This is a genomic window from Enterococcus durans, assembly GCF_002277935.1.
Lineage (GTDB): Bacteria > Bacillota > Bacilli > Lactobacillales > Enterococcaceae > Enterococcus_B > Enterococcus_B durans.
Genome location: NZ_CP022930.1, coordinates 2,523,754 through 2,550,659 on the forward strand (window position 1 = coordinate 2,523,754; position 26,906 = coordinate 2,550,659).

Annotated in this window: 23 protein-coding genes and 2 pseudogenes; 7 read left to right on the forward strand and 18 right to left on the reverse strand. The window is 38.0% G+C overall.

Annotation, left to right across the window (positions count from 1 at the left end):
• Window positions 1–69 precede the first annotated feature (69 nt).
• The 18 genes and pseudogenes from CJZ72_RS12010 to menB all read right to left on the reverse strand — a co-directional run bounded on the left by CJZ72_RS12010 (window position 70) and on the right by menB (window position 20,832).
• Entirely contained in the window at window positions 70–1,431 is a 1,362-nt protein-coding gene (locus tag CJZ72_RS12010) for an MATE family efflux transporter (RefSeq protein ID WP_081133614.1), read from the reverse strand.
• A 10-nt stretch (window positions 1,432–1,441) separates the two neighbouring features.
• The gene (locus CJZ72_RS12015; protein WP_053109022.1) at window positions 1,442–1,723 is read right to left on the reverse strand and encodes a metal-sensitive transcriptional regulator; all 282 of its coding nucleotides are present in this window, start codon (window positions 1,721–1,723) and stop codon (window positions 1,442–1,444) included.
• 285 nt (window positions 1,724–2,008) lie between these two features.
• A complete protein-coding gene (locus CJZ72_RS12020) occupies window positions 2,009–3,181 on the reverse strand; it encodes a hypothetical protein (RefSeq protein WP_081133615.1) in 1,173 nt (390 codons plus the stop codon).
• A gap of 721 nt (window positions 3,182–3,902) precedes the next feature.
• Window positions 3,903–4,847: a dihydroorotate oxidase gene (locus CJZ72_RS12025; protein ID WP_053109023.1), complete on the reverse strand. Its 945-nt coding sequence runs from the start codon at window positions 4,845–4,847 to the stop codon at window positions 3,903–3,905.
• 77 nt (window positions 4,848–4,924) lie between these two features.
• Window positions 4,925–5,560, reverse strand: a complete 636-nt coding sequence (locus CJZ72_RS12030; protein WP_081133617.1) for a PepSY domain-containing protein — start codon at window positions 5,558–5,560, stop codon at window positions 4,925–4,927.
• Between the two features lie 187 nt (window positions 5,561–5,747).
• Window positions 5,748–6,914 carry a class I SAM-dependent methyltransferase gene (locus CJZ72_RS12035; RefSeq protein ID WP_081133618.1) on the reverse strand — a complete coding sequence of 389 codons (1,167 nt, stop codon included), beginning with the start codon at window positions 6,912–6,914 and terminating at the stop codon, window positions 5,748–5,750.
• A gap of 153 nt (window positions 6,915–7,067) precedes the next feature.
• The gene (locus CJZ72_RS12040; RefSeq protein WP_081133619.1) at window positions 7,068–7,883 is read right to left on the reverse strand and encodes a maltodextrose utilization protein MalA; all 816 of its coding nucleotides are present in this window, start codon (window positions 7,881–7,883) and stop codon (window positions 7,068–7,070) included.
• 10 nt (window positions 7,884–7,893) lie between these two features.
• Complete coding sequence (locus CJZ72_RS12045; protein ID WP_005877615.1) at window positions 7,894–8,745, reverse strand: sugar ABC transporter permease; 852 nt, start codon at window positions 8,743–8,745, stop codon at window positions 7,894–7,896.
• A gap of 3 nt (window positions 8,746–8,748) precedes the next feature.
• Window positions 8,749–10,047, reverse strand: a complete 1,299-nt coding sequence (locus CJZ72_RS12050; protein ID WP_081133620.1) for a carbohydrate ABC transporter permease — start codon at window positions 10,045–10,047, stop codon at window positions 8,749–8,751.
• 248 nt (window positions 10,048–10,295) lie between these two features.
• On the reverse strand, window positions 10,296–11,555 hold the full coding sequence (locus tag CJZ72_RS12055) for an extracellular solute-binding protein (protein ID WP_016176626.1): 1,260 nt from the start codon (window positions 11,553–11,555) through the stop codon (window positions 10,296–10,298).
• 99 nt (window positions 11,556–11,654) lie between these two features.
• A complete protein-coding gene (locus CJZ72_RS12060; RefSeq protein WP_081133621.1) occupies window positions 11,655–13,424 on the reverse strand; it encodes a glycoside hydrolase family 13 protein in 1,770 nt (589 codons plus the stop codon).
• A gap of 168 nt (window positions 13,425–13,592) precedes the next feature.
• Entirely contained in the window at window positions 13,593–14,702 is a 1,110-nt protein-coding gene (menC, locus tag CJZ72_RS12065) for an o-succinylbenzoate synthase (protein ID WP_081133622.1), read from the reverse strand.
• Complete coding sequence (gene menH / locus CJZ72_RS12070; RefSeq protein ID WP_227326449.1) at window positions 14,692–15,507, reverse strand: 2-succinyl-6-hydroxy-2,4-cyclohexadiene-1-carboxylate synthase; 816 nt, start codon at window positions 15,505–15,507, stop codon at window positions 14,692–14,694. Before menH ends, menC begins: the two co-directional genes overlap by 11 nt.
• A 4-nt stretch (window positions 15,508–15,511) precedes the next feature.
• Entirely contained in the window at window positions 15,512–17,224 is a 1,713-nt protein-coding gene (gene menD, locus CJZ72_RS12075) for a 2-succinyl-5-enolpyruvyl-6-hydroxy-3-cyclohexene-1-carboxylic-acid synthase (RefSeq protein WP_081133624.1), read from the reverse strand.
• Window positions 17,221–17,957: pseudogene (locus CJZ72_RS15300) on the reverse strand (isochorismate synthase). The gene menD and the pseudogene CJZ72_RS15300 overlap by 4 nt, the downstream one beginning before the upstream one ends.
• Window positions 17,958–18,022: 65 nt before the next feature.
• Window positions 18,023–18,586, reverse strand: a complete 564-nt coding sequence (locus CJZ72_RS14825) for an isochorismate synthase (protein ID WP_232509745.1) — start codon at window positions 18,584–18,586, stop codon at window positions 18,023–18,025.
• On the reverse strand, window positions 18,567–20,042 hold the full coding sequence (menE, locus tag CJZ72_RS12085) for an o-succinylbenzoate--CoA ligase (protein WP_332459842.1): 1,476 nt from the start codon (window positions 20,040–20,042) through the stop codon (window positions 18,567–18,569). Before menE ends, CJZ72_RS14825 begins: the two co-directional genes overlap by 20 nt.
• On the reverse strand, window positions 20,017–20,832 hold the full coding sequence (menB, locus tag CJZ72_RS12090; RefSeq protein ID WP_081133626.1) for a 1,4-dihydroxy-2-naphthoyl-CoA synthase: 816 nt from the start codon (window positions 20,830–20,832) through the stop codon (window positions 20,017–20,019). The genes menE and menB overlap by 26 nt, the downstream gene beginning before the upstream one ends.
• 120 nt (window positions 20,833–20,952) lie before the next feature.
• Between menB and CJZ72_RS12095 the strand changes: the two genes are divergently transcribed.
• The 7 genes and pseudogenes from CJZ72_RS12095 (at window position 20,953) to bsh (ending at window position 26,584) form a co-directional block, all read left to right on the forward strand.
• Window positions 20,953–21,330: a PaaI family thioesterase gene (locus CJZ72_RS12095; RefSeq protein ID WP_332459843.1), complete on the forward strand. Its 378-nt coding sequence runs from the start codon at window positions 20,953–20,955 to the stop codon at window positions 21,328–21,330.
• 509 nt (window positions 21,331–21,839) lie between these two features.
• Entirely contained in the window at window positions 21,840–22,670 is an 831-nt protein-coding gene (locus CJZ72_RS12100; protein ID WP_095443876.1) for a YitT family protein, read from the forward strand.
• A gap of 475 nt (window positions 22,671–23,145) precedes the next feature.
• A complete protein-coding gene (locus tag CJZ72_RS12105; RefSeq protein WP_081133627.1) occupies window positions 23,146–23,556 on the forward strand; it encodes an organic hydroperoxide resistance protein in 411 nt (136 codons plus the stop codon).
• A 59-nt stretch (window positions 23,557–23,615) separates the two neighbouring features.
• Window positions 23,616–24,047 carry a MarR family winged helix-turn-helix transcriptional regulator gene (locus CJZ72_RS12110; RefSeq protein WP_095443877.1) on the forward strand — a complete coding sequence of 144 codons (432 nt, stop codon included), beginning with the start codon at window positions 23,616–23,618 and terminating at the stop codon, window positions 24,045–24,047.
• Between the two features lie 119 nt (window positions 24,048–24,166).
• A complete protein-coding gene (locus CJZ72_RS12115; RefSeq protein ID WP_025481333.1) occupies window positions 24,167–25,201 on the forward strand; it encodes an AI-2E family transporter in 1,035 nt (344 codons plus the stop codon).
• 154 nt (window positions 25,202–25,355) lie between these two features.
• Window positions 25,356–25,479 (forward strand): annotated as a pseudogene (locus tag CJZ72_RS15150) (DUF3788 family protein); the annotation flags it as partial.
• Between the two features lie 130 nt (window positions 25,480–25,609).
• Complete coding sequence (bsh, locus tag CJZ72_RS12120; RefSeq protein WP_081133629.1) at window positions 25,610–26,584, forward strand: choloylglycine hydrolase; 975 nt, start codon at window positions 25,610–25,612, stop codon at window positions 26,582–26,584.
• The last annotated feature ends 322 nt before the right edge of the window (window positions 26,585–26,906 follow it).

The window sequence follows — 26,906 nt, forward strand, 5'->3', positions numbered from 1 at the left end:
TCTAATTGTACAATGATTTCGTTTGCAACCAGTGCGTCTTCTTCCGATTTGCTACTTGCCACCAATTTTTTATAGCGAAGGCATTTGATCCTTCTTTAACATTCGGATATTTCGTTTGAAACGATAAGTTAAAAAAAGCGAACGTACGTATAAATCAATCCCAATCGCTAACCATACACCTGCAATTCCTAGATTCAATACTTTCCCCAACAGTAGCACACCTAAGACTCGTGTGACCCACATCCCGAAGGCCGTGCTGTAGAGAGGCGTTTTGGTATCTCCCATTCCTTGTAACACACCAGCTAATATCAAACTGATAGCTAATCCTGGTTGATTGAATGCATCAATTCTAAGCGCAATAGTGATTTGCTTGATTGCCTCAGCGTCGGTTGTAAACCAAGGAGCAATATAGGGTGTGCCAAAAAACAATCCTATACCCAGTATACTTAATACAATGACCCCGTATTTAACAGCATAAAGAGCCACAAGTTTCGTTTCTTCAAACTCTTTTTTTCCAATACTGTTTCCTGCTAAAGTTGCGGCAGCGGTAGCTAATCCATAGGCTGGCATATAGACAAAACTTTCAATGCTTCCTGCAATCGAATGGGCGGAATAAGTTTTAGCACCAATGGCTACGATCAAGCCAAAATACAATACTTGTCCTAAGCGCATAACCAGGCGCTCTAAAGCCGCAGGAAATGAGAGCTTCAGTAATTCCAGATAATTGCTGCGTTGGAATAGTGACATGAAAGGAAAAGCTAGAACGGATGCTTGCACTTTTCGATACAATAAAATAGTTCCTAAGACTCTTGCAATAAGCGTGCCGATAGCTGTTCCCACTACACCAAAAGCCGGTATCGGTCCTAAACCAAAAATCAATATGTAGTCAAGGATGATATTCAGAATATTAGTGATAAAACCGATTTTCATCGGGGACTTCGTATCACCGATTGCTCGTAACATACTTCCCAATAAAATCATCGTGGCAATAGCAATTGATCCGCCACCTACAATACTGAAAAATTGTAATGCATAGTCAAAGGTCTGTTTTGTCGCACCCATTAAATTCAACAGCTGCGGTCCTACCAGAAAACTTACTAGACCTAAGATTAGACCTGAAACAATTGCTAACAATAATGACTGTTTAGCAATCAATGTTGCTTTTTCACTATCTCCCGCTCCGATATTTCTAGAAATCAAGGAGGATGTGCCGATCCCTAAAGCAATAAATACAGCAATATAAACATTTAATATTGCATTGGCTATACCTATTCCTGCCACAGCAAACAACCCAATTTGTGCGATCATCAAAGAATCGATGAACCCAACAGAGGTTTCCAATATATTTTCGATCGTGGCAGGAAGCGCCAACTTGATCAATTTTCTTTTAATAGTTGAGTCGTTATTTGATCCTGGCTCTCTTATATCCATCATCCATCACTCAATTCATTTTATTATATTGGGTAATCACACGTTTTAAATGGTCCATCTCTTCCAATAAATCAGCACCTTCACTTACATGCATCAACGAATGATCGGCTTGAGCTTCCAAAAGAATCTGACTTATTTTTTGAATCGCTGATCGCGCGGAATTCAATTGGATCAAAATATCAGCATAATCTTTATTCGAGTTGACCATTTTCTTGATACCCACTACTTGTCCTTCGATTTTATTCAAGCGTTTGATCAACTCTTCGTTATGGTGTTCGATCAAATGTGACATACAATAACCCCTCCAAAATAGTTTTATGGGGGTACCCCCCATCCCCTATGAATATATGCTTTTGTTTATTAGTTGTCAAAGAAAGCTTTTTATAGGATCAAATCCTCTCGACAGCTAAGGAAGCCTTTATCTCTACAAGAACATAAAAAAAGACAAAAGCGAGGAACACTTTTGTCTGGTTTTGTAATATTGACTCAATAATTTATAGGACCAATTATGATCAAGTCTGATAACTGACTAAATTACACATATGAAACTAATTCAAAGATATTGATTTATATATTGCTATACTTCTGACAAATTCTTAATGAAGTCTTTTCTATCCGTATAACCACATAAAACTGAGCATACATCAAAGATAGAAAGAATGAATTCTACGTAAATTTTTTCAAAATCAATATCCTGTTCATTTATGTTTTTATAATCAATATTACCTTTTGGATAATTCAAATACCTTCGTGAAAGTGGACTTGACTCTAATTTTATAAATCCATTTCCATGAGCTAAACAATTTCTTAAAAGATTGAAAAAACTCATTCTATTTAAATAATGTTTTTTTATTTCATGAGAATCTCTCAATGTAGCTAGTTCAATCAATTGATATAATTTTTCATTAATTAAATCTCTATTCTTATTTTCTAAAGTTTTTAAAAGCAGATAATTTTCATCTTTATTAATAAAATGTTCAAAATCTTGTCTATTAATTTTAAGATCCTGTTTCTGCTTGCTTTTTATAAAAAAATCAAGCGTTTTATTGTAATTCTGTTCAAATAAGATTGCCGTTTTATCTATTATTAAATCAACCATACTTTCAAATGAAATAAAAGCAAATAAAAATGCTGTCTGAAAACTTTTTGCTTTAAAGAATTTAAATGATTGAACTAAATATTGACGCCAAATATTGCCTTCTAAATTAATACTGTAATACTCTATATTGTTAGTTATTTTTGCACTGTTTAAATCAAAACTATCATACTCATTGTATAATCCACAAAATGTATATTTATTTTCAAAGATATCTTTGCTAAGAATTTCCATATTAGTAAGGGCCTCATCACACTCCGTTGAAGTTTCGATATCATAACAGCCGAAGTAATTACTAGGATTGTAATCTAAGACTAATTTAGACTTATTAATTTTGACTTTCCCATGACCAAAAATAAAATATCTTTCTGATCTTTGATGATCAATGTAAGTATTATTGAAATGGCAAGTGGAAGTTAAATGGCCCCTAGTAGCGCCTACTAGTCCAGCGACAAAGTCCGTAAATGAAAAATTATCGATGTCACTATACTCATTAATAGCTAGATAATTGTGATCTTCATCAAAAAAATTATCAATAAAATAATCTCGGTTCATATTTTTACCCAAATACTTTAGCATTAAATCATTTAAAGATTTTTTATCCCTTTCTTTAGTAAACTGATTACGACTACCTTCTCTGTGCTCTTTTTTCATAAACTACTCTCCTTATTAATTTCCATTGTAATATCAATTCTATTTTTTAAGCTACTTACCCTTTACTCAACCAATTCAAAGCTTCTTGCAATATTTCTTGTCTGTTGCAGTCGCTTTAATGTAACTCTCCCATTTTTGTTGGTTGGCGTTTTCCAAATTTAGAAACTCTTTTTTGTCTCTGTAACAAAAGTTCGGAATAAATGGTATTTCTTAATTCTTGACCATTAAGTCTAATCCCTGAAATATTTACTGTTACAGACATAGTTGTGTCTTCAGGTAAACCTTTTGGGACGCCCATAATTCCATTATATCACTAGAATTTACATCCATGAAAGGTACTTCAATAGCTTGGAAGTTATCACAAATACAATATTCTTTGCCTTTATTTTTTATGTTTACTGAACTATATGTTATCTTCCATTCCATACCTGTATCTAGCCAAATTATACTCTCTTTTATTATCGGAAAAAGCCTCTTTATCTCTCACTGTCAGATGAGAAAGACAATGACTAAAAGCAAGTTGCTACTGACCCACACATTCGAGTCGCAACTAATGTAAAAGAAAACCACTCTACTGTGAATAGAGTGGTTTTTGTGTTCCATTGGTAAAAATTGATATCGCTTCGCACAAACGTTTCAACATAGCAAAAATGAAAAATGCGAGTTTTAAAATCCATTTCCATTGCAATTGATTTTTAAAACTCGCATCACATCATTCGTTTCATTCATTCATCGTTTTCAGTTTTCCACGAAACTCAGCAATCGAATCGTAGCCTTTTTCTTCCATGATCACTGCTAATTCTTTTGTGATACGGTCAAAAATCGCTGGACCTTCTTTATGGAGTTCCGTGCCGATCTGCAGCATCGTGGCGCCACATAGGAGATGTTCATAGGCATCCTGCCCATTACGGATACCCCCTGTACCGATAATTTTGATTTCAGGGTTCAATCGTGTATAAAACGCTCGAACATTGGCTAACGCAGTTGGTTTTACATACTCGCCGCCTAATCCACCAAAACCGTCTTTTGGTTTGATGACCACTGAATCACTTTTCGGATCGATATATAATCCATTCCCGATACTGTTGATCGAATTGACATAAGTCAACGGAAATTGATTCAAGATCGCTGCCATTTGATCAAAATGTGCGAAATCAAAATACGGAGGAAGTTTGATTCCTAATGGTTTCGTGAAGCGAGCAAAGACTTGTTTCAATAAATCGAATGTAGCGTCAAAATCATATGCCAACTGAGGTTTTCCTGGAACATTGGGACAAGAAAGATTTAACTCTGTGATTCCTTTGAACGCACTATTTTCAATCATCGTGAGCATCTCTAAGTTTTCAGCTGCGCTCATACCCGCAATCGAAAAGAACAAAGGCTGTTTCCCTTCGTTTTCTTTCTCATATGCTAATGCGTAGTCAAGATAATAAGAAAAGCCAAGATTTGGTAATCCCATGGAGTTGATACTACCTAGTGGAACGTCAAAGTAACGTGGTTCTGGATTGCCGGCACGTTCAGTGAGTGTACAACTCTTGGTAATAAAAGCTCCTGCGGATGAACGGTCCAATTCAGCCAATTCGCTGACAGTCATACAGTGAACACCCGAGGCATTCATAAAAGGATTTGCAAAAGTGTGATTGAAAAAAGTCGTTTCTAGCGTCAAGTTATTCTCTCCTTTGATAAATCATTTTTTCCAGTGTATCATTCTCTCTAAAAAATGCAACTAAGAGTTGATAAAAATCAATCCTCTGTTTCTGTGGAAAGAACCTCACCTGTTTGACTATTTAATTTCACCTTCGTTGTTTGTTTCCCATTTTCGACTTTTACTTCCCAATAAGTGGTGCCTAAGTCTTTATCTAGATCCCAGTCAGTTGCTGTACCTCCACCAACTTTTTCAACTGCTTTTTGAGCAGCTTCCTCCGTTGACAACAAATTCGTTGTATCTAAAGCATCTTCTTCTTTCTTTTGGCTGTCATCTGGATCGAGTTTTTCAGGCATTTGAGCTTCCAGATCTTCTGTGTTGGCATCGATTTTTACTTCATATTCATTTTGGTCATCGGCACCTTCGATCTTGTAAAAATAGCTTCCCCAATCACTATCCAATTCTAAACTCGTCACTGCAGCATCTGGGTATTTATTTTGGAAAAGTTCAATTGCTTTTGTGACAGAAACTTTGATCACTTGATTTGTCTCATTTCCTGTACTACTTTGACTGCTTTCTTTAGCAGAAGTTCCTGTACTTGTTGTATCGCTTGTCTTAGTTGTCATAGTAGTAGCTGTCGTTTGACTTACAGATGTGTTCTCAGACTTTGTCGGCTGGCAACCTGCAAGTAGAAATAAAGAAAATAACCCACAATAAATAACTTTTGGTTTCATTTTTTCATATCCCTTCTTTCATAAATAATCCGGTTTCTTTCAGTATACAGAAGAAAAAAGTAAAAGTCATTTTTATACTATTTGTTCTTTTAAATAAAAAAAGCAGCAAAGAAATCAAAAATGCCTCTCAAAAGTTAGTTTGTTCTAACTTTTGAGAGGCATTCATTTTTTTTACTACTTTCAACGATTATGCACGGTGCATTGGAATATCATTGTTACCTGGTTGAACTAATAGATATTGGATTACATCAATATTGCTTGATTCAAAGGAAGCTGCACAAGCTTGCAAATACATATCCCACATTCGGTAAAAAGAATCACCCATTTTTTCAGTGACTTTGTCTTGTACCGCGTGGAAATTTTTCGTCCAATGTTCTAGTGTTAATTGATAGTCACGGCGTAAGCTTTCCAAATCGATCAATTGAAGATCGTTTTTAGTGATATTATCGACTAATTCAGTGACACCTGGAACATAACCACCAGGGAAAATATATTTATTGATCCAAGCATTTGTTGCGCCACCTTGTTGACGACTGATTCCATGGATCAACGCGGTTCCTTTAGGATTCAATAAGTTTTTCACTACTTTGAAATAACCTTCAAGATTATCAGAACCGACATGTTCAAACATCCCTACACTGGTAATATGGTCAAATGTTTCGCCTTTAAGCTCGCGGTAGTCCATGAGTAGGACACGGCATTGATCTTCAAGATGTTCTTCTTTGATTCTTTTAGTGATGTGGTTATATTGTTCTTCACTCAATGTGATACCCGTCGTTTTCAAGTTATACTCTTTCGCTGCAGTAAACATCAATGTTCCCCAGCCGCAACCGATATCAAGTAATGTTTCATTTTCTTTAATGAACAATTTGTCTAGTATATGGTGTACTTTATTGATTTGTGCTTGTTCAAGCGTATCTTCTGGAGTTTCGAAGTATGCACAAGAATAAGTTAATGTAGGGTCAAGCCACATTTCATAAAAATCATTTCCTAGATCATAATGAGAGTGGATATCTTCTTTGTTTTGTTGCTTGGTATGCTTCTCTTTTTTAGGAAGCCATTTTAGATAATCTTTTCCTCGTAAAAAACTATTTGCTTGTTGATAAGCATCATTGATCAATGCTTGGATACTTCCCTCAATCTCGATGCGATGATCCATATAAGCTTCACCTAACGCAAGAGATGCATTGTTGGTGATCTCTTTCATAGGGATTTCTTCGTGGATATTGATTTTGATTTGGGGAGGATTACCCGTATCTCCGTATTGTTTTGTCGTACCATCCCAATAAGTAACTTCAACTGGAAGTGAGAAAGAATGTGAAAATAATTGATTGTATAAAGTCTTCTCTAACATGATTTTCCTCCTTAAAAAAAAACTACCCTATAACGTTAATACTAAAAATTAAAAGAATCAACTAAGAAGGTCTCTTTTTTTCAGAAATTTTTCTCAAAACACGTCAAATTTTCATTTTTTTCGCATACATTTTCTCATAATTCAAGATAGTCGTCACTTGTTCGGCTCATCTTTAAATCCAGTCTTAGCAAAAATCCATAAAAGCAGCAACACAGCAACCGTTGATTGGATTCCTAACATCAGTACAAAATCAAAATGGACCAACCCTACTACAGCAGAAATAATTGAACCAACCCCGATCACATTCAGCATCAGATTCGCACTCTCTTTAAATGTATGAATGGAAGAGAAACGACTTTTTCGTGTCATCCACAAAAAGAATGCAGCGCCAAATAGGATCAGCGCAGTCATGATGAACAAAATGATCCCAAGACTCAAGCTATATGAAAGGATGATCGTCGGCCGATTGCTGGCATAAAACGCTTGTTCAAGAAAGAGTTGAAATTCTTGCGGCGTAGTCACACTAGCAGGGTCAAATGAAGAAAGATAATTCATTTGATATGTTCTGGTTGTATCCCCTTCTTTTTGTTGGATCGTCCATTTGTTTTTTTCAAAGTTGATGAATGCATTTTTTTCTGATTGTTGTGCTTTTAATAGATCAGTACCAATGAGTAGTTCATCCGATTCACTAATGATCATTGGCGCTGACTCTAATTCACCATTTACTACTTTTAATTGTGAAAAACGATTGACTCCTGACTGATCGATCAGCGATTCAACTGTCAAAAATTGTGCCATAGGAATTGCTTTTACTTGATTGGCATAAAATAGGGTAACAGGCACAACCATCAATGATACTAAGAAAAGAAAGATCAAACTGAAGTTAAGCCACGAAAGCTGTTTTCTTCCTGCAAACAACTGCCTAGGTCCAATTAAAGCAGAAAAATAATTCAATGGGAATGTTTGCATATTAACACCTCTATCCTTTTGTTCCTCCAGAAGTTAATCCTGTGACAAAGTTTTTTTGTAAAAAGAAGAATAATAAACAAATCGGTAGCGCAATCAAGATGGCTCCAGCGGCAAATAATGAGACCCGCTGATTCGTTACATCCGAGATGAACGTTTGTAACCCTACAGCGACTGTTTGGTTTTCTGGTGTACGAAGCAAGAATTTCGCTAACATGAAATCACCAAATGGTCCCATGAACGCCCATAAAGCTTGAACTGCGAGCATCGGTTTGACCAACGGCAAAACGATCTGCAAGAAAATACGGAAATGACCTGCTCCATCTAATTTAGCGGATTCATCTAAATCGATTGGGACTGTATCGAAATACCCCTTCATCAACCAGGTATTCATTGGGATTCCTCCCCCGATATAGATCATCGTCAAGAACCAATAGTGATCTAATGCACCGAGTAGAAACGCCATCACATAGAAGGCCGTCAATGCAGCCATCGTCGGAACCATTTGGATCACCAAGAAGAACATCAAACTTGATTTTCGACCAACGAAACGATAGCGGCTATACGTATAACCAGCCAATGTCACCACCGTTACTTGGATAGCCATTGTCAAGATCGAAATGACCAACGTGTTTTTATACCATGTGCCATATAACGTTTCGCTGAATAACCGAGTAAAATTATCAAGTGTCCAATCACTCGATAGATCTAAACTGAATGCTGCAATATTTCCTGATTTGAATGCCGTACTAGCAGTGATCAGCAATGGATAAATAATGATGATCGATAGAAGAATAAGAAATAGATAGGTAAAAAAATGAGAAACTCTTCGTTGGAATTTTGCGCTTGAATTAAATTTTTTCATCGTTTAGTCCTCCATATTGAATGCATTTGTCTTTTTGAACACCAGCAAGGAGACACAGATAACGATCGCAGAAATGATCAACGTGATCGCAGAAGCCATGGAATACTGTGGAGACGTTCCTGTTGTCAATTTATAGATCCATGAGATCAGAATATCTGTAGAACCGGCACCGCCACCAACACTACCAGGACCACCATTATTAAACAGATAGATCATTGAGAAGTTATTGAAGTTTCCTGTATATTGAGTAATGAACGTTGGTGCAGCTACGAGAAAAATCGCCGGCAAAGTGATATTTGAAAAACGTTTCCAAGCATTTGCTCCATCGATTTTTGCTGCTTCATATAGATCCTCCGAAATCGACTGCAATATCCCTGTAACCATCACATAGATATACGGGAACCCTAGCCAGCCTTGGACCATGATGATTGCTACTTTTGTCCAATTAGGATCTGTTTTCCATGAAATAGCAGAAATATCGACAAATGGCAGATTATTCAAAAAAGGAATGACCTGTGTATTGATTGCTCCGACACTGTCGTTGAAAATATTCGAAAAACTCATGATAGTGATAAATGCTGGCACAGCCCATGGTAAAAGGAAAATGATCCCAAAGATCCGACGAAACTTGATGAACTTTTGATGTGCCACTACTGCTGTGAAAATCCCTAATGTGATTTGTAGCGTTGTTGCACAAAGTGTCCAGATCACTGTCCAAGAGAACACAGATAGGAATGTGTTTCGATAAGAGCTTAAGAAAAAGATACTAAAGAAATTTTTTGCTCCCACCCAGTCAATCAGACTAGCCGGAGGGATATGCTTGAAATCATAATTTGTGAATGCGGTGAACAATGTCACTAATACGGGAAAAATAATGGTAAAAATCATTAAGAGATATGCTGGAAGCGTAAGTAAATAAGGAAACCCCTCATCCCCTACATTATGTATGACTTCCTTCATCGTACGATTTACTTTTTTATTTTCCTTACGCAAAGTAGCGACTCTTTTTGCGTCTAGTAGATTCAATCCATAAAAAATGAAAAAGATGATCGTAATGATCAATTGGAGCGTTCCTTGAATCAAAATAAATAGAGAATGGTCTTCCATCGGTACGCTACCTAATGTGATCAATCCTATCAATGATTGAAACCCACCTAAAATCATTTGGATGATGAATGCTAGAAAAATAACGATAAAGACAATTCCTTTAAATCTTTGTCCATTGGCAAATTGCCCTATGCCGGGGATAAGTGATAGTAAGGTCACTTTTTTTACATTGACTTCATTTTTGTCTTGTTGCATCTTGATGCCCCCTTATACTGCTGATCTATACAAAACTTGCTACTTAATGATCCAACTCGTCAAACGGCTATCCCTGTCTTTTGACAATAAATCAAAAACTCTCAAAATAAGAAAAACTATTTCGAGAGTTTTCTTTTTTCTCACTTCTATCAAAACGCTTCTTTTACAACTTCTACACTTTCTGATAAAAGCTTTGCTTGGAACATCTATTTTTAATGGAAAACTCTATTACTTTCTAGTGCGTGATTTTAATATTTTTGTTCAATTGCTTCTTTGATTGTCTTAACTGCATCAGTTGCAGATTCTTTTGGTGTCTTCGTTCCAGAAGCAGCATCGAACATCAAGTTTTCAGCACCAGTCCAAACTTCTGCCATTTCAGGGATGTTTGGCATTGCTTGCGCATTTTCATACTGGTCAATAACCGCAGTAGTCAACTCGTCATTTTTTGATTTTGCTGTTTCACGTGCAGTTTGGTTTGCAGGGATCTCATTGACCATTTCAAAGAATTTTTCTTGGTTCTTTGTGTTTGTCACATAATCCAACCATTTTTGAGAAAGTTCTTTGTTCTTAGAGTAATTACTTGCAACCCAGCCTTTTCCGCCACCAAATGGTTGATATGCTTCACCGTTGTCCAATGTTGGGATTTTTGCTACGCCATAGTTCATTTTATTGTCTTTATATGTTTGTGCTTGCCAAGGTCCGTCAATGATTGCTGCTGATTTGTTATCCATGAATTGTTGGCTAACGAAGTCTCCAGCACTCTTGATATCTTGCATTCCTTTAGGCCATACATTTTGGAACCAGTTTGTTGCATACGTGATCCCTTCAATCGAACCAGCGTTATCCAAACCAATATCAGAAGGATCTGTACCGTTATCACCGAACACATAACCGCCATAACCAGCTAATAAGCCATAAGAATAATAGAAGTCTGTCCATTTCGCTAAGAAGCCGGTATTTTTACCTGATTCAGATTCAAAAGCAAAACGATCATCTTTTGCTAATGCTTCTAAGTCTTTGAATGTTGTTGGTGCTGTTTCTACTAGATCTTTGTTGTAATAAAGTACCAATGTTTCAATAACTGCAGGTTCTCCGTAAATTTTGCCATCGTAAGTGACCTGAGCTTTGTCTGTTTCGTCATAATCCGCTTCGTTCCCTAGTTTTACCTCTGCTAGGTGTCCTTGTTGCCCTAACGCACCGATTCTGTCATAAGCCGCCATCATTACGTCTGGTCCTTTTCCTGCAGGTCCATCAAGCGAAAGTGCTTCCAATTGTTCGAACATGTCTTTTTCGACTAATTTGATTTTTACATCATTTTCTTTTTCAAAATCACCTTTGATTTCATTGATGTAATCTTTGTATCCAGAATCGACCGATACCGTTAAAGTCTTTTCGTCGCTTTCGCTGCTGCTTGTTGAAGAACTTCCGTTACCACAAGCTGCTAAACCACCTAGAATACCAAGTGACACTAAACCTAACCCCAATTTTTTCACATAGTTTTTCTTCACTTTCTTTTCCTCCGCTTCTTTGGATTCGTTGCTATATAAAAAGTATACTGTTATAAAACCACCTTTTGCAAACGCTTTCTGCATGTTACCGGTAACAACTTATTCACACATAATCAAAAATCCATATTGTTGGATCTCTGCTTTGCCATCATTCAGCAGTTCGCTGTTTTGACTGAACATGACTTCGCTTTGTTGCTCAATGAGGTACGCTTCTTGTCCCTGATTGAAGATGGCATGGATTTTTTGTCCATTTAATTCTCGTGAAAAATGGATGACATTTCGACTGTCATCGACCAACTCCCAACAGGTTGTTCCATTGATCAAAATCTCAGATAGTCGTTTACGCAAATAAATCAATTCTTTAGTAAATCCATATAATTCCAAATCCTGTTGTTCTTCTTCCCAGATCATACATTTACGACAATCTGGGTCTTCACCGCCAGTCAAGCCGATTTCTGTGCCATAATAGATGCACGGTGCCCCTTTTTGCAGAAACATGAATGTCAAAACTGACTTCATCAGCTCTTTATTCTCCTGACATAATGTCAAGATTCGAGCAGTATCATGGGAATCTAATAGATTGAACGTTCCCTCATTGACCTGGTCTTGATACAGCATTTGCTGATGATTCATTCCACTTACCATTTGCTGCGCACTGATCTTTTGCTTCACAAAATAATCTTTTATAGAATCCGTATAGGCATAGTTCATCACTGCATGGAATTCATCCCCTTGTAACCAAGCTTGTGAAGAATGCCAGATCTCACCTAAAATATAAATATCCGGTTTGATTGCAGTTACCGTTTCATGGAATTTTTTCCAAAAATGATGATCGACTTCATTCGCTACATCTAGGCGCCAACCATCGATATCGAATTCTTTCACCCAGTAAGCCGCTATTTCCAGCAGATATGCTTGCACTTCTTTATTTGCTGTATTCAACTTCGGCATGAAAGGCGTAAACGCAAACGTGTCATAAGCTAAATTCGCCGCAGTTTCGGGGATTTCCGTCATTTGGTACGTATCTACAGGGAAAGAATGGATATGGAACCAATCTTTATATTCAGAGTGTTCCCCGTTTTTTACGACATCTTGCCATTGTGGCGAATCACTACCGATATGATTGAACACCGCATCAAGCATGATTTTCATCCCTTTTCGATGCGCTTTTTCAATCAATTCTTTCAATTGTTCTTCCGTCCCGAATGCGGGATCAACTGCGAAATAGTCGATCGTATCATATTTATGGTTCGACATTGCTTTGAAGATCGGACAAAAGTAAATTCCATTGATTCCTAGATCCGTCAGATAATCTAGATGATCGATCACCCCTTGAAGATCCCCGCCAAAGAAATCATCGCGGTCAGGCGCTTTACTGCCCCAAGGCAACGTACCTTCAGGATCATTACTAGTATCGCCATTTGCGAAACGTTCTGGGAAAATTTGATACCAAACGGTTTCTTTCGCCCATTGTGGAACTTTGAAGCGATCGATCTCATGGAAATAAGGAATGCGAAAATAATAATTTGCCTCTGCTAAAGTAGCTGGCTCGTAAGGGAAAATACCTTGATCTCCATAAAAACACTCCATTCCATCGATTCCAACGATATGGAAGCCATACTGTAAGCGTCTCGTATCACTCGTTTGTTCGATCTCCCAATAGTCATGTACGAGTGTACTCAATCCTTTTTTCATCGGAACTTCCTGTAAATACCATTTCTTAGACGTAATGGTATAAGGATCGCCACTGATAACATAAACTTTTTTAACATCGTCCTTACTAGTACGCAGACGAATTCGAAACGTATCTTTTTCGTACAAAAAAGCATATTCACTTTCTGGACGGTGATAAATTGCTGCCGTATTCATATATTTCCTCCTTTTTTTAAGATTACGTACTCACTATAAAAGACCAAAAAGAAAAAGACAACGCTTTCAAAAATGTTATCGGTAACAGAATTTATTTTAAGAAAAGAAAAAAACAGTTCCAAATAGTGAAAAATCACCTCTTACTTAATGGAACTGCTTCGTAAATTCCTATGAAATCAATCGTTCTTTTTTCGTGCAATACCGTTCGATCTTTTTTGGCGCCAAAGTTATCCCATTACCGCTCCCATTCGGAACAACCAGTTTGCCATCCCTCAATACTGCAGGTTCTTCAACGATATCATCATGATAGTATCGCTTCGAAGCAGAGATGTCTCCTGGAAAAGTAAACTCCGGCTGGCTTGCAAATTGTAAATTAAGGGCTCTTCCAACACCCGATTCAAACATCCCGCCTAGCCAAACAAGCAAACCCTGTTCACGACAATAATCCACAATCATTTGAGCTTCAGTAATGCCGCCTACTCTCGGAATCTTCAAGTTGATGGCTCGGCAACTACCTAAAGCATGAGCTGTTTTGACATCCTCTAGCGTACGGATATTCTCATCTAAGCAAATCGGCGTTTTTAATCTTCTTTGCAGTCGTGCATGATCAACAAAGTCCCGTGTAGCAAAAGGCTGTTCGATCATGGACAGCTCCAACTGATCCAGTTCATCGAAAAGTGCTAGATCATTTATCGTATACGCAGAATTAGCATCTGCCATCAACAGTAGATCTGGAAATTCTCTTCTTAAAAGTTGTAGTGGCCGAAGATCATACCCTGGTTTTATCTTTAATTTCAAACGTGTATATCCTTGTTCGACATATGTTTTTGCTTTTTTCAAAAGCTGTGCATCACTATCTTCCATCCCCATACTCACACCTACTGAAAGTTGCATTTGTCTTCCAGCAAAAAGCTGTTGCAGACTAACACCCTTTCTTCTTGCGTAAAGATCCCAAACAGCCGTTTCAATAGCTGATTTTGCCATGAAATTACCTTGTACTCCTTGAAAAAGCGAATGAACTTCAGTGGGTGCAGAAAATACATGATCCTGTAATAAGAGAATCAGCTCTTTTTTGATGATGGCACGACTCATCTCGATCGTCTCTTCGATATAATTCGCTTGATCAAATGAAACTAGTTCTCCTACTCCTTGGTTCCCCAATTCGTCTTTTAGTATGAGTAAATCAAACTTCTTTTCAGTCAATACGCCATAACTCGTTTGAAATGGGGCTATCAAAGGTAAGTGTAACTGAAGAAGTTCTGCTTTTTCAATTCTCATTTTTTCTCTCCTCCAACCAATCACTCATCACCGATTCAAACAAGCTAGGCTGTTCGATATGGATACAGTGACCACTCTCTTGAACAACAACAAATTCAAAACGGTCGTTCTTTGTAACTAGTTTCCGCCCGATCTCTCTAAATTTCCAATCATATTCACCGGCAAGAAACAGTACCGGTACCTGTAAATCTGGGAGGAAAGGCCAATAATTTTTCTGTTTACCCGTCCCCATATACCACAGACTCATGGCGAGTCCGAAACGCTTTTGCCCCAGTCTTTCTTTTTCTATCTTTTTTCTTACTGAAAGAGGCAAATGCTTTTGACTTTCGAATAACGGCAAAGCTGTCCAATGCTCAACAAAATGAGAAAGTGGCGCCGTCATAATGTTTTGAGCAAGGCGATTGTCTTTCTTTTGACGTTGCCTTTTTAGCGATGCCGTTTCGATCCCTGGTGTCCCACTTTCTAAAACCACCCCAAGAATCCCTTCAGGTTGCTCAAGTGTCCATGCTAGAGCTGTTCTTGCCCCCATTGAATAGCCAAGTAAATAGAAAGAGTCTATATGCAATTTTTTAACTAGTTGAGAAAGGTCCACAACCAATGACGACAGTTGATACCGATATGGATGGACAAAGACATCCGTCTTTCCATGGCCAATCAGATCAATCCCTAAAAGATTGAATGAAGGTATTGAAAAAGTAAAGGTAGCCATCGTACCAGTAAAACCATGTAAGCATACTAGCACCGGTTGATTAGGTTTCCATTGATTCAACTTGCTGTAGGCGTAGTCGACTCCATTCACTGTCATCTTTTCAGTACGCATTTTTCTCACCATATTCTCTCAGTATGTCTTTCCACAGCAAGACAGGATCTTCTTGTTTTCCTGCTACTTCAACTAACGCCCAACTCGCCTGCTTGCGGCTTTCTTCAATGCTTTTTGCAAATTCAGCCATTGATTTTGGTTGATAATAATAGCCATCATATAAATTTGCTACTTTTTGTAAGTCAAGATTCAGTGGTGTTGCAAAGAGTGGATCGAAATCTTTTTTTGTCAAACTGTTTTGTGGCAGGAAAGAAAAAATCCCTCCGCCATTATTGTTCAAAACGACCAATGTGACGGGCAACTTTAATTGTCTGATCATTTGAAGCCCATTCATGTCATGGAACAATGCCAAATCACCGATCAATAGAAATAGGCGTTGCTTTTGAGTAGCTGCTATGCCGGCCGCTGTTGAAACGATCCCGTCAATCCCATTTACACCACGGTTTCCATAAATCACGAAGGAACGTTCTGTTGGTGTTGCCAATCGGTCAATGAAGCGGATGGCGTTACTGTTAGAGAGAAACAAGCTTTCTCCTTTTTCAATCAGCTGAAATAATTTTCTGCTTGCTGAACTCTCGCTAAAAACAGCGGAAGCTAACTGTTCTTCGATTACTTCATGTGCGTTTGTTGCGTAAGATTGCCAAATCGCTGACCATTCGCTCGATTCAGGAAAAGCAACTTTCTTAGCAACTTGTTGCACCGCTTCTAAAAAGCTTGGTATGCTAACTGGCAAATAGTAATTGCCTAAGTGTAACCAGTCTTGTCGCTTTGCACGTTCATCAATGACCACATACGTTGCTTTTTCTTGTTTTTCAACAAAAAGCAAGCTGTTTTTTGATACAGGCAAATTACCAAATTGCCAAATGACTTCTGGCTGCTCTGTGATAGGCCATGAAAAAATCAGTTCAGCGTGGGGAAGATAGTTTTTGCTTAATTTCCCGCACGCACTTAGATTCGTTAGCGGGTCCCCGATGATTGGCCAATCAACGATTTCTGCAAGTTCGATCAGTTGCTGCGCTTGTTCAATAGTCAATTCTCGACCGACGATGATCAGCCCCTTTTTGGTTAGCCAAGTTGGCAACTCAGGCAGTTCAAAACACAAGGATTTTCCAGGCTGGATATCCGTTCTAACAAGATCAGTAGTATCCGTTTGCGTTAAGTCTGGCAATAGAGGTTCTCGAAGTGGTAGATTGACATGGACTGGTCCTGCTGGATATTCTTTAGCGATTGCAACAAGTTCGCTTCCTTGCCAAAAGCTATAGCGTTGCATTACTCGTCCAGCTTCTGGAAGAGCTAACGACAAAAATTTCTTCACATGACTCCCATAGAGGTTATGTTGTTCCATTGTTTGTGGCGCCCCAGCTCCTTGCGCTTCAGGTGGACGATCTGCAGTCAATACGACTAGCGGAATCTGAGAAGCTTCTGCCTCACAGATTGCTGGATAATAATTTGCAGCAGCCGTTCCTGACGTACATAATAATCCCACAACTGTTCTCTCCCCTTTTGCTAAACCCAAAGCAAAAAAACTTGCCGAACGTTCATCAACATTGATATACGTCTCGATTTCTGGATCACGATGAAGCAAAAGAGGAAGGGGTGTAGAACGAGATCCAGGGCTGATCACGATTTTATTTAGCCCCGATTGCTTCATTCCATGGATAAAAGCCAGTAGGTACTTCGTCATTTCTTGTTTTGTCGTCATTCTTTCACTCCTCTTAGCATCGGTTGAAATTTCAACTGTGTTTCTTGGCGTTCTTCCTCTGGATCTGAATCACCAACAATTCCGCACCCTGCATATAATCGCCCAGAATTTTCGCTGAAAACGCCTGAGCGAATCCCTACAGCAAACTCACCAATGTCTTCCATAACGTCACACCAACCGATAGGTGCCCCATATAATCCTCTTCCAGATGGTTCCTTCTTTGCAAGCCACTGTATTGCCAATTCCTTTGGTTCTCCACCTAACGCTGGGGAAGGATGGAGTGCTTGAATCACATCGAAAAGAGAGACTTTTGGTTTCCTAATCCCAGAGATTGTCAGATAAAGATGTTGGATATCACGGTTTTTTAAAAGTTTTTTGTTAGAAACACTCAAGTTTCCTTCTGTATAATTTGCCAACTGCTTTGTCAATTTCTTCACGACAATGGCATGTTCATTATTGTTTTTGAGTTTTTTAAAAGTTTTTCCCCAAGTATTCGATCTTCTTCGTCATTTTTTCCACGAGTAGTCGAGCCCGCGATGCTTGCCGTAAAAAAGTGAGTAGCTGAAGCATGGAGTAAATGTTCAGGAGTTGCTCCGACAAAACATCTTTTTGTTGTTTCTAAAGCAAATACGTAAGTGTTCGCTTGTTGCCTGATCAAATTGTCAATCAAACGCTCAACTGAAAAATGCTCCATCCTCAAGTCCATTTGTCTTGCAAGCACCACTTTTTCCATTGGATTTCTTGGGTCACGTATTTCTTCTACACTTTCTTTGATGGACTGAAGAAATGTTGTTACATCTAATTCTTTTTTTCTAACAAAACTTGTGTTTGCGGAAAAGATGGAGTGACCTTCTCAAGTAGCTGATCCAATATCTGTACCCAATCTGTTATTTCATCAAAAAGTCTTTTTAAAGACTTTCCCTTTTTTTTTACTGTTATAACAACGTTCAATTCTTTTTTTACTTGTTTGATCAATACACTAGGCAACACAAAATATCCCGTTGACAAGTCCGCCCAAAATGCTTCTGTTTCCCGATTATTTTTATTGAAAGGAAAGCCCCCGAAAAGCACTGGTCGTTCTTTTCTCTCACCCATAAAGTAAAAACTTTTAAAAAATTCTTTTTTGAGCTGCTTGATTTGTAGTACATCCCCTATGGTTGGCTCATCTAAAAGATTTTTACCTAGCCCGACCAATCCAAATTGCCGATCTGGTGTTTGCCAAAAAAAGCGTGTTCCTTTATAGGCACTTGCCTTCGCAAAAATTGCTTCAAGTGGTTGGTAAGGAATCATGTAACTATAGCTTAAATAACGTGTTCTCTTAGGAAGATCATCAAACATATCTTCAGTAAAGTCGGTAATCAATATATTTCACTCTTTCTTCGGTCAAAAAAATTCGTTTTATATTTTTTCCTGAAGGCGTCTTTGGTATAGTGTGAACAACAAATAATTCATCTGGATGTTTATACGACGCTAATGGTTGTAATAACTGGCGAAGTTCTGGCTCTTCTAGAGGATCAAGCAACTTTATATATGCTACGGGGCGTTGTCCCCAAGTATCGTCTGTTTTCCCGACGACGACCGCCTCACTTATCTTCTCACTTCTCAATAACGCCTCTTCGATTTCCGCTGGGTAGATATTTTCTCCACCTGAAATGATTTGTTCATTCATCCGGCTAACAAGAAACAATTCGCCCTCTTCATCTAAATATCCCCAGTCCCCGGTACAAAACCATCCATCTGACGTCCAAACTTCGTGGACATGTTCATCATCGAGATAATTGGAAATGATTGAGGGACCACGTAGCAGAATCTCACCCGCAACATACGGTTCGATAGTCCCCTTTATTTTTACACGCACATTTGCCAATGGATAGCCTGATGATCCAGGTTTACATTCCTTATTTGTGGCAACAACCTGTGAACAAGTTTCTGTCATTCCATAAGACAGTACAATCGGCAAATGCTTTTCTTGACACGCACGAATCACTGCTGTGTCTACAGGCCCACCTCCTAATAAAACTGTACAGAGCTGTTTTGGATAGCCTCCTACAGGAATTAGAGGGAGTTGGTCTTTAAGCATCTTGGTAACCATTGAAATGTGGTTCACCTTCCCCTTTAAGATGATCTTATTGATTTTCTCAGCATCGAAATTAGGCAAAAGGTATACACTTATTCCCAAAACAAGTGAACGTAGGACAATCGATAACCCACTGATATGGTACAAAGGGACACAGCATAACCAAGAATCGCCAACTTTTACAGACAGCTTTTCTTTCGTAGCTAAACTACTCGCACAATGATTGGCAAAAGTCTGTGGCACTCCTTTTGGCTTTCCTGTTGTTCCTGAAGTATACATGATCGAAGCAATCGATTCATTCATATACCCACTATCAATCGTAGAATCAGTAGAAATAGCTGCTACCTCTTTGATCTTGGGTAAGAAGATCATTTGGATTTCTCTCATAGCTTGCTTTACTGGTGCAATTAGCACATCCGTCTGTGCATGACTCAATTGGTCCAAGATCTCATTTTTAGTCAACCGTGTATTCAAAAATTGGATCTCGATCCCTAGCTCCCAGAGTCCTAAGATCGATAGGTACATCTCCTCGCAGTTTTCACTTAAAATTGCCACTCGCTGCACATTTTTATCTATTTTTTGTAAATAGTACTGGGCGTATTTTTGGACATAGTGATTTAATTCACTAAACGTTAGACAGCGATTTTTAGAATAAAGAGCTGGTTGTTCTGGATGAAGCAAAGCTTGTTGTTGTAACCAGCTATTTGGTCTTTTACTATGGGAATTTGGGAAATTGTTCAAAATCTGGTTCTCTTTTTTCTTTGAATGCATCTCGTCCTTCTTGCGCTTCATCCATTGTATAGTAAAGTAAAGTTGCATCACCTGCTAATTGTTGGATACCTGCTAGACCATCGGTGTCCGCATTCAATGAGGCTTTGATCATCCGCAAGGCTAACGGACTTTTCTTCAGCATTTCCTCTGCCCATTCGATTGTCACGTCTTCCACCTTATCCAAAGGAACAACGGTATTGATCCAATTCATAGCTAGCGCTTCTTGTGCCGAATATTGTTTCGTCATAAACCAGACTTCTTTTGCTTTTTTATGCCCGATGACCCGTGCTAAATAGCCCGAACCGTACCCACCATCAAAACTACCGACATTAGGTCCCGTTTGACCAAATTTTGCATTTTCAGCTGCAATTGTGATATCACACACGAGTTGCAGCACATTACCGCCACCAATGGACCACCCTTTGACCATGGCAATGATCGGTTTAGGGATTATGCGAATCAACCGTTGCAGATCAAGAACATTTAATCTTGGAACTTGATCCTCGCCAACATAGCCGCCATTTCCTCGAACTTTCTGGTCTCCACCAGAACAAAATGCAAGATCTCCCGCACCCGTCAAAATAATTACACCAATATCTGAACGATCCCGACAAATAGTAAATGCCTCGATCATCTCAAAAACAGTTTTCGGGGTAAACGCATTATGGACCTCTGGCCGATTGATTGTTATTTTTGCTATTCTATGGTATTGCTCAAAAAGAATTTCTTCATATTCTTTGATTGTTTGCCAATTTCTCATGTTATTCCTCCTCTATTTGAACATACCCATTATACACAAAACTCAAAGAAAACGTTTGTAATTTTATCATTACTTAAAAAAATTCTGTTATACTAAGCAAAAATACTTAAGGGATTGAATATGATGAATTTAATTGATTATTTAAAAATCGAGACAGTTGTACTCTCGAAAAAACGAGTGGAACTTCTACTCTCTCTCGCCGATATCCATCACCAACCGTTCGGGTACTTACACGGGGGGGTCAGTGGTGTTTTAGTCGAGACAGCTTGCAGTATGGGTGCAAATCAGCACTTGGATTCCTCGCACGCCGCTGTAGGGATCGATCTTCATGTGCAACACTTAGACAAAGCTAGGTATGGCACCTTGCGAGTCATTGCCATCCCAAAAAAAATCGGTAGAAACATCCAGTTTTGGTCGGCAGAAGTATTGCTAGATGAACATATAATGATTGCCAACGGTACTTGTACATTAGCAATCAAAGAAATCACGTCTTCTTGATAAATGCTTATAAAAAATAGTTCTTTAGTAAAAAAACACTTTCCTTTACCGAGAAAAAAGACATGTTCCCCACTTAGAACTAGACTTTTACCATTTCCCATTCGCAAAAAAGCTTATTACTAAAGGTACTTCACTCCGAGAAACAAACAAGGATTCACAGAAATTGCTTTTTGATTTATGGTGAATCCTTACTTATTTTCCGTTGATTCTTTTTCTGTTCCCTCCGTTTATCTACATTTAAGACATGAAATAAAAGCGTTTCTTTCCTTTATTCCATTTACTTTTTTAAGAAACCTCTTCAACTTCTTCCCTTTTTTTTATTCTTCCTTTAACATTTCTTAATGAGTCCTTATTAGCCTAAAGCAAGACAATAGTAGCAAAAAAAGTTAGGCGCATCCAACTTAAATGTTAAACTATTATTAACTTTTAGAGATTATTAGGTTATACTAATAACATAACAATAAAATTAAAATAGAATGAGGAAGTGAATGGATGAATAATATAAAAAAATCACTTGGACTTACATAAAAATAGTCTTTGCGTTAACGATCTTAGGGGTAAGTATCAATATGTTCTTAGGGCCCCATCATATTGCAGCAGGCGGTGTAAGCGGGCTTGGTATCCTCTTAGAATCTGCATTAGGATTTGACCGTGCAATGGTCATCTTGGTACTGAATATCATTATGCTAGTATTGGCTCTTCTTTTCTTAGGCAAACAACCTTTCTTTAAAGTTCTCTTTGGAAGTCTTGTCTTCCCGCTGATCATTGCCATCATTCCTGAAACAATGATTACTCCTGATCGTTTGCTCTCGGTCATCTTCGGTAGTGCCATCTTTGCACTCGGTGTAGCAATTTTGTACAAAAATAACTCATCAAGCGGCGGTACAACGATCCCTCCACTGATCTTCAAAAAATATTTCCATTTAAATACCTCAATTGGCCTACTATTTACTGATGCTGTTGTCGTTTCGCTGAATTTATTCGTCTTTGGATTTGAAGAATTCTTATATGCGATCCTCTCTATCGTCATCACGTCAATCGTCATGTCTTATATCGAAACAGGAACGAATCGAAAAAAATCGATCATGGTCATGAGCGAAGATTCGCTAGAAGAAATCAGACGCCGTTTGAGTGCGGAGATTGGGCGGGGATTGACTCTCTTGGAAGCTAAAGGCGGGTATAATCGAAAGTCGAAAGAAGTGTTACTGATTGTTGTCACTGATCATGAATTTTCACGAATCAAACCATTGATTGAAGAAATCGATCCAACTGCATTCGTTATCGTCAATAGTGTAGCTGAGGTAATGGGTAGTGGTTTTACGTACCATCCAATCGAGTGACCCTGATCCATAAGAGCATGGGACAAAAGTAAGAAACACTTTTGTCTCATGCTTTAAAAACGAATAAACGGCGGGAGCAGAAGCAACTCCTTCTTAAATAAGCCGGAATCCACAAAAATTTAAAAAGCAATTTTCGTTAATTTCTTCTTATTTCTCGGAGTTAAACACTTCTGCCCCAACCTCTTTTTTAAGGTTACGTGTTTATTTTGATGTTATCCCAAAAATCTTTTTTCATTCTTTTTCTCCTGATCGTTTGCTGAACGATCCACACGAAACAGCATAGCCCCAGATTCCTGAAACAGACGTTTCTATTTTGGCAATCTGGGTCTTTCTTTAGCCATTCTTGTCCTTCTCCAAGCTATTATGTTTCTCTCAATGACCTTTTTAACGAGTACTGAAATCTTTTAGTTTGCTCTTTTCCGTTTAGTTGTATACAATTAAATTGTACACAACTAAATTTAAAGGAGTGTTTCTTATGAAAAAAATGTATTCTACAAAAATGATCAATACAGGTGGACGTTCTGGAGAAGTGCATAACCCTGACCATTCATTCGAATTAAATATTGCTGCCCCTGGACGTCGTGTCGAAAATGCGACAAATCCGGAACAATTGTTTGCTGCCGGTTTCAGTGCTTGTTTCAATAGTGCGTTGGAATTGATCAAAAACCAAAAAAACATTGCTGGAGCTTCTACTATCAGTGCACAAGTGTCATTGTATGCTGAAAACGAAATGAGCTTTGTTTTAGGTGTCGAAATTGAAGGACATGTTGATGGTCTATCATTAGAAGAAACACAAGAATTATTGGAAGCAGCTCACAAGGTTTGTCCTTATTCAAAAGCAACAGCAGGAAATATCGAAGTGACCTTGACAGCCGTTGAAGGCTAGACATTTTTAAAAAAATCAGCTATGCTAACAAAGGATTCTAATGAATGGGGTGAATGAAAATGGAAGACTTATATTTAGAAAATCAGTTGTGCTTCCCTTTGTATGCAGCCTCAAAAGAAATCACCAAATATTATACGCCACTATTGAAACCATTAGGACTAACCTATACGCAATATTTAGTAATGCTTGTCTTGTGGGAAAAACATCAAGTGACGATGAAAGATTTGGGTAAAATCCTTTGTTTAGATTCTGGTACGTTGACACCAGTGATAAAAAAGCTAGCAGAAAAAGAATATCTTACACGGGCAAGAGGCACTTTAGATGAACGGATCGTTCGCATCAGTTTAACGGATAATGGTAGGATTCTAGCAAAAAAAGCAGAATCGATTCCATCAGAGATTTTTGCTCATCTTCCTTTAGAACCTGATGAATTAGTCCTTTTGCAAAAACTAACAACTAAAATGGTGAATAATTTTCGTCATACTACTTGATTTGAAGTTACTGCTGACTTTTTGTATAAATTGTCAGCAGTTTTTCTTTCTTATTCTTGGAATCCACACTATAATCAATTACATAAGCTATTATTTCATTACACTTGGAGGTTGTTGTGTTGTCTGTTTATCAGCGTTTCCTGGCGAATGAAAAAGTTCGTCGTTTAACTGTTTTATTATCGATCATCGTTGTTCTCTTTCTTGTAAGGAGCATGATCACCACTATTTTACTTACCTTTATTTTTACCTATCTGATGATCCATTTAGTTCAAGTCATCCAACGGTTTGTGAAAGTTCCGACTGGCGCATTGACGATCATCATTTATGCCTTAGTCGTTTATCTGATCTATCTTGCATTTACAAAGTATATCCCTGTGCTGATCCATCAGACATTCGACATGATCCAATCAGTGATCAATTTCTACGAACATCAGCCAAAAGATGCTGATCCTGTTCTCTTGTATATCCATAATTACATTGAACGAAACGATTTTTTTGAGCAACTACAAAATGGTGCATCAATCGCATTAGGCTATTTACAAGATATCGGTAAGTTAGCCGTTGCTTTTGCCATGTCATTCATCTTAAGTTTCTTCTTTATGATCGAGAAGAAAAAAACAGTTGTGTTCTCCCGATTGTTTTTAAAGAGTGAATTTGCTTGGTTTTTCCAGGATATCTATTATTTTGCCTATAAATTCGTCAATACATTTGGCTTGGTTTTAGAAGCCCAATTCATTATTGCCTTACTGAATACATTATTGACAACCGTTGCCTTAGCCGCTTTTGGTTTCAACCAATTATTAAGCTTAGCCATCATGGTTTTCTTTTTAAGTCTGATCCCAGTTGCAGGTGTGATCGTTTCATGTGTCCCTCTTTCGTTCATTGCTTATTCTCAGGGAGGGATCAAAGATGTCGTCTATATACTTTTAACGATCTTAGTCGTCCACTTGATTGAGTCGTATGTCTTGAACCCAAAATTGATGTCAAGCAAAACAGAATTACCGATTTTCTACACCTTTATCGTTCTATTAGTTAGTGAACGATTCTTCGGCGTCTGGGGTTTGATCGTCGGAATTCCGATCTTCACTTTCTTCCTTGATGTCTTAAAGGTGAAGGAAATTCCTCAACACGTCACAAAGGAAACCAATCCCTGACCTAGCGCTTATTCGTATTTAGAGTGAGGTCGAAACAAAAGTCGTTTAGGTTTGAGAAATTAGAAAAAAACGAACAATACGCTTGTTGTATTGCTCGTTTTTTTTTGATATTTCCGAAAAACTTGACTTTGGGACACCGTTTATTTGAGAGAGGCTGGGACAGAAGTGTTTAACTCCGAGAAATAAGAAGAAATGAACGAAAATTGCTTTTTCAAATTTTTGTTCATTTCGGCTTATTTCCGAAGGAGTTGCTTCTGCTCCCGCCGTTTATTCGAGTGTTTGTAGCAAAATTGATTTTTAGATTTGTTCCACATTCACTCTTTTTTGATCATCTATTTAGTTATTAGTGGAAAAAAATGAAAAATCGTCCTATGATTAAATTACCATCATCAAAGGAGGCAATGTACAATGTGTACATCGATTACTTATTCAACGAAAGATCATTATTTTGGTCGTAATTTGGATTTGGAGATTTCTTATCATGAAGTGGTAACCATCACTCCTAGAAATTATCCATTTAAATTTCGGAGAGTGACGGATATCCCCACCCATTATGCATTGATTGGTATGGCAACTGTTGTCAATGACTATCCTCTCTATTATGAAGCAACGAATGAAACTGGTTTAAGCATGGCAGGACTAAATTTCCCTGGGAATGCGCATTTCTTTGAAGAAATGTCCGAAAAAACCAACATTTCTCCATTTGAGTTTATCCCTTGGGTCCTAAGTCAATGCCAAAATGTCTTCGAAGCAAGAGCATTATTAAAGGAAATCAACTTAGTCAACATCGATTTCAGTGAAGACTTGCCACTTTCGCCTTTACACTGGATGATAGCAGATCAAAAAGAGTCGATCGTGGTCGAATCTACAGTTGATGGATTGAAAGTATACGATAATCCTATTGGTGTATTGACGAACAATCCTACTTTTGATTACCAACTCTTTAATTTAAACAACTATCGACATGTCTCTACTCATACCCCAGAGAACACTTTTTCTAAAGATCTAGAGTTGACTGTCTACAGTCGCGGCATGGGTAGCATTGGTTTACCAGGCGACTTATCTTCTAGTTCCCGATTTATCAAAGCTGCGTTTACCAAACTAAACTCAGTTTCAGGAGATTCAGAAGCCGAAAGCGTTGGACAATTTTTCCATATCTTAAAATCAGTGGAACAACAAAAAGGGTTATGCGATGTTGGAAATGGTCAATTTGAATACACTATCTATTCCTCTTGTTGCAATATGGACAAGGGAATCTACTACTATACGACCTACACAAATAGCCAGATCACAGCGATCGATATGCATAAAGTAGAGTTAGACGATTCAAAATTGTTCACCTATCCGTTAATTGAACAAGAACAAATCAACTACCTCAATTAAACACGAAAAAAAGAGGCCAAGACAAAAGTCATTTAGGTTTGATAAATTTCAAAAAAAAACGAACAATACGTTTTTGTATTGCTCGTTTTTTTTTGAAATTTCCGAAAAACTTGACCTTTGAGCACCGTTTATTTGAGAGAGGCTGGGACAGAAGTGCTTATTTCCGAAGGAGTTGCTTCTGCTCCCGCCGTTTACTCGAGAGTCTATAGCAAACCTGATTTTTTAGATTTACTCCACATTCGATTGCTCCACTTTTGTTCCAATTGCTTATCCACTTCACTTTTAGTCGTTATTCTACCTATTCTTTCCACACTCCACTTCT